Source organism: Streptomyces hainanensis, assembly GCF_004348415.1.
GTDB classification, from domain to species: Bacteria; Actinomycetota; Actinomycetes; order Streptomycetales; family Streptomycetaceae; genus Streptomyces; species Streptomyces hainanensis.
Map to the genome: position 1 here is coordinate 1 of NZ_SMKI01000557.1, position 4616 is coordinate 4616.

A 4616-nucleotide genomic window follows, 5' to 3' on the forward strand; every position below is an offset into this window, starting at 1 on the left:
CCCCCGGCCCCGGGGGTCCCCCGGCCGACCGGTCGGCAACGCGTGCTTAACTTCCGATCAATGTTCAGCGATGATGAATCCAATTCCGGCAGCTAGGGAGTGGGAGACCCCATGGACACCGATCTCGCACTGTCCTGGGTGCGGTCCTTCGCCGCGGCCGTGGCCGAGCACGAGGAGCGGCTGACCCAGCTCGACTCGGCCATCGGCGACGCCGACCACGGCGCCAACCTGCGCCGCGGCTTCTCCGCCGTGCTGGCCGTCCTGGACGAGCGGCCGCCCACCTCGGCCCCCGAGTTGCTGACCGTCACCGGCGACACCCTGGTCCCCGGCGTCGGCGGCGCCGCCGGCCCGCTCTACGGCAGCGCCTTCCGCGCGCTCGGCCGGGCGCTGGCCCGGCCGGAGACCGGGCTGGCCACGGCGCTCGCCGAGGCGTTGGACGCCGTGCGGACGCTGGGCGCCGCGGCGGTCGGCGACAAGACCATGATCGACGCGTTCGCGCCGGCCGTCGAGGCGTTCGCCCGCAGGTCCGACGCCGGCGACGACCTGGCCGCCGCCGCCTCGGCGGCCGCCGAGGCGGCCGAGCGCGGCGCGCTCGCCACCACCCCGCTCCAGGCCAGGCGTGGCCGCGCCGCCTATCTGGGCCCGCGCAGCGTCGGCCACCAGGACCCGGGCGCCGCGTCGACCGCCCTGCTCTTCCGCGCCCTGGCGGACGCGGCTACCGGAACGGAGGTCGCCCGATGACCACCAACACCACCGCCACCACGGCCACCACCGCCACCACCCGCCGGAGCTTCGCGGGACGGGTCGCCGCACCAGGCGTCGGCCTCGGCCCGTTCCTCCGCACCGACCGCCCGCTGGAGCTGGACGCGGCACCGGACGGCGAGCCGGCGGCCCTGATCGCCGAGGCGCTGGACGCCGTCGCCGAGCGGCTGTTCGCGCTCGCCGAGTCGCTGCGCGGCGAGGGGCGCGCCGAGCAGGCCGACATCATGGAGGTCGGCGGCCAGATCGCCGGCGACCCCGAGCTACGGGCCGGCGCGGTCGCCCGCGCCGCCGCTGGGGCGCCGCCGGCCAGGGCGCTGGACGAGACGGTCACCGCCTACGCGGACGCGATGGCCGCCCTCGACGACCCGACACTCGCCGAACGCGCCGCCGACATCCGCCAGGTGGGGCGGCGCGCCCTGGCCTGGCTGGCCGGTGAACGCGAGCCGGCCGCCGAGAACGCCGCCGAGAACGCCGCCGGCCGACCGCGGGTGTTGGCCGCCCGGGAGATCGGCGCCGCCGACCTCCTGGAGCCGGGCCGCGCGGTCGGGGCCGCGATCACCCTCAGGGGCGGCCCCAACTCGCACGCCGCGATCGTCGCCCGCTCGCTCGGCGTCCCGCTGCTGCTGGCGGCCGACCCCGAGGTGCTTGACCTGCCCGACGGCGTGGAGGTCCTGGTGGACGACGCGGCCGACGGCGGCCCGGCCGCCGTCGCCCACCCGGCCGAGGCGGAGCGTGCGACGGCCCTGGCGGCGCTGGCCGAGGCCGGCGAGCGGCGGGCGGCGCTGGCCGCCGGCCGGCACCTGCCGTCGGAGACCACCGACGGGCACCGGATGGTGCTGCGCGCCAACGTGGCGACCGCCGACGACGCGCGTGCCGCGCTGACCGTCCACGCCGAGGGCGTCGGCCTGCTCCGCACCGAGTTGCCGTTCCTGGACGCGGCGGCCTGGCCGACCAGGGAAGCGCACGTCGCCACGGTCACGCCGGTGCTGCGGGCGCTGGAGGGGCGGCCCGCGGTGGTGCGCACCCTGGACTTCGCGGACGACAAGCTGCCGCCGTTCCTCGCCGCCGCCAGCCCGAGCGGCCACCTGGGGCGCGGGCTGCCGCTGATGCTGGCGGCGCCCGAGGCGTTCGCCGACCAGTTCCGCGGGCTGCTGACCGCGGCCCGCGCCACCGGGGCCGAGCTGCGGATCATGATCCCGATGGTGGCGTCGCCCGAGGAGCTGGCGGCCTGCCGCGCGCTCCTCGACCTGGCCGCCGCCGAGGTCGGCGTCGAGGCGCCGCCGCTCGGCGTCATGGTGGAGCTCAGGGAGGCCGTCGACGCGGTGGACGAGCTGGCCCGCGACGCGGCGTTCCTCTCCATCGGCAGCAACGACCTGACGTGCCAGCTGCTGGGCGTGGACCGCCGCGACCCGGCCGCCACCCCGGCGCTGGCCGCGCATCCCAGCGTGCTGACCGCGATCGGCGAGGTGGCGGCGGCCGGCCGCCGCCACGGGCGGCCGGTCTCCGTCTGCGGCGACGCGGCGGCGCACCCGCTGCTGGTGCCGCTGCTCGTCGGCCTCGGTGTCGACGTGCTGTCCGCGGCACCGGCCGCGCTGGACGCGGTGCGGGCCCGGGTCAGGGGCCTGCGGTACACCGACTGCGTGGCGCTGGCCGCCGAGGCGCGCGAGCTGGACTCGGTCGAGCGGGTGTGGCGGCTGGTGGAGGAGCGGGTCTAGGGCGCGACGGGCCCTAGCCGCCCGGGAGTTGCTGTTCGGCCCAGATGGTCTTGCCGCTCGCGGTCTGCCGGGTGCCCCACTGCTGGGTGAGCTGGGCGACCAGCAGCAGGCCCCGGCCGCCCTCGTCGTAGGTGCGGGCCCGGCGCAGGTGCGGGGCGGTGCTGCTGCCGTCGGAGACCTCGATGATCAGCGACGTCTCGCCGCGCAACAGCCGCAGCTGGATGGGCGCTTCGGCGTGCCGGATGGCGTTGGTGACCAGCTCGCTGACCACCAGCTCGGTGACGAAGGCGGCCTCGGTGAGCTCCCAGGCGACGAGCTGGTCGGCCGCCGCCTTGCGGGCGGTGGCGACCAGCGCCGGCTCGGCGGCCAGCTCAAGCGTGGCCACGTGCCGCGCGTCCAGGGCCCGGGTCCTGGCCAGCAGCAGCGCGGCGTCGTCCGTCTGCCGCTCGGGGAGCAGCCGGCCGAGCGCGCGGTCGGAGATCTCCTCCAGGGTGCTGGCCGGCGCGGCCAGCGCCTCGTGCATCAGCCGCTGGCCCTGTTCGATGGCCCGGCCGCGCGGGGTGATCAGGCCGTTGGTGCTGAGCGCGATGAGGCTGCCCTCGGGCAGCCGCACCTGGGTGGCCTCGAAGGGCAGCCCGCCGACCCCCAGCGGGGGGCCCGGGCTGATGTCGACCGGGATGGCGGTGCCGTCGGGGCCGGTGATCACGGGCGGCGGGTGGCCGGCGCTGGCCATGGCGCAGATCCGGGAGACCGGGTCGTACACGGCGTAGAGGCAGGTGGCGCCGACCTCGCCGATGGTGGCGGCGGTCGGGTCGGCCGCCTCCTCCTGCTCGGCGAGGTGCGAGACGAGGTCGTCCAGGTGGGTGAGCAGCTCGTCGGGCGGCAGGTCGACGTCGGCGAGGGTGCGCACCGCCGTGCGCAGTCGGCCCATGGTGGCGGAGGCGTGCACGCCGTGGCCCACCACGTCTCCGATGACGAGGGCGACCCGGGTGCCGGAGAGCGGGACGACGTCGAACCAGTCGCCGCCGACGCCGAGCCGGCCGGCGGCCGGCCGGTAGCGGGAGGCGACGTCCACCGCGATCTGGCCCTGGAGCTGACGCGGCAGCAGGCTGCGCTGGAGCGCGAGGGCGGTGCCGCGCTCCCTGGCGTAGCGGCGGGCGTTGTCGATGCTGACCGCGGCGCGGGCGCACAGCTCCTCGGCGAGCAGCAGGTCGTCGGCGGCGAACGGTTCGGGGCGGCTGCGCACCAGTCGGGCGATGCCCAGCACGATGCCCCTGGCACGCAGCGGGACGTCCATCATGGTGCGGACGCCGTAGTCCTCGGCGCGGGCGCGGCGCGGCGGGTCGGCCGCCATCCAGCGCACGAAGTCGGGGTGGTCGACGTCGGAGAGCACGGACGCGCCGGTGGTGAGGGCGCGGGCGGGCGGCGTGTAGCTCGGGTACTCGTCGAGGCGGCCGACCTGGACGGCGGACTCGGGGGCGCCGTCGTGGACGGAGCGCTGGGCGGCGCGGTGCAGGGCGAGCCCGCCGGCGTGGTCACCGGGGAGCGCCGGCTCGCCGCCGGTGGCGACCTGCGGCAGCAGGTCGACGAAGGCCAGGTCGCAGAGCGTCGGCACCAGGGTGTCGGCGAGTTCCCGGGCGGTGGCGGAGACGTCGAGGGTGCCGCCGATGCGGTCGCCGGCCTCCTTGAGCAGCGCCAGCCGCTCGCGGGCCCGCACCTGCTCGCTGACGTCGAACGTGCAGCCGAGGACGCCGCGCACGGTGGCCGCCTCGTCGGTGACCGGGGAGAGGAAGACGGCCCAGGTGACGGGCTTGCGGGCGAGGGCCGTGGGCGCGGAGAGCTCGCGCAGGACGCTCTGCCCGTCGCGGGCGACCTGGCGTATCAGCCCGATCAGCTCGCGCAGGAACCCGGCCGGCGCGGAGTTCGGGTCGGCGAACGGGTTGTCGGTGGGCGCGCCCGGCTGCTCGAAGATCTCGGTCCAGGTGTGGCCCAGGATCTGCTCGGACGAGGCGCCGATCATGCGCCGGCTGAGCTCGTTGGTCCAAAGGACCCGGCCCTCGGTGTCGTAGAGGGACATCGCGTTCCGCGACTGCTCGCAGGCCCTGAGCAGGAGTTCGGGCAGGCCGGCCGGGGTGGCGG

The 4616-nt window shown here is 77.0% G+C and carries 3 protein-coding genes; 2 read left to right on the forward strand and 1 reads right to left on the reverse strand.

Annotation, left to right across the window (positions count from 1 at the left end):
* Window positions 1-111: 111 nt before the first annotated feature.
* Both dhaL and E1283_RS32360 read left to right on the forward strand, forming a co-directional pair.
* A complete protein-coding gene (dhaL, locus tag E1283_RS32355) occupies window positions 112-741 on the forward strand; it encodes a dihydroxyacetone kinase subunit DhaL (protein ID WP_132821728.1) in 630 nt (209 codons plus the stop codon).
* Window positions 738-2477, forward strand: a complete 1740-nt coding sequence (locus E1283_RS32360) for a putative PEP-binding protein (RefSeq protein ID WP_132821729.1) — start codon at window positions 738-740, stop codon at window positions 2475-2477. Before dhaL ends, E1283_RS32360 begins: the two co-directional genes overlap by 4 nt.
* 13 nt (window positions 2478-2490) lie before the next feature.
* On the opposite strand, the gene E1283_RS32365 is transcribed toward E1283_RS32360, so the two are convergent.
* Window positions 2491-4616: ATP-binding SpoIIE family protein phosphatase (locus E1283_RS32365; RefSeq protein WP_132821730.1), on the reverse strand; the 2126-nt coding region annotated here is incomplete at its 5' end.

What these genes read in the sequence shown, in the direction of transcription:
- E1283_RS32360 (WP_132821729.1), top strand. Translation starts at nt 738, where the DNA reads ATGACCACCAACACCACCGCCACCACGGCCACCACCGCCACCACCCGC.
- dhaL (WP_132821728.1), top strand. Translation starts at nt 112, where the DNA reads ATGGACACCGATCTCGCACTGTCCTGGGTGCGGTCCTTCGCCGCGGCC.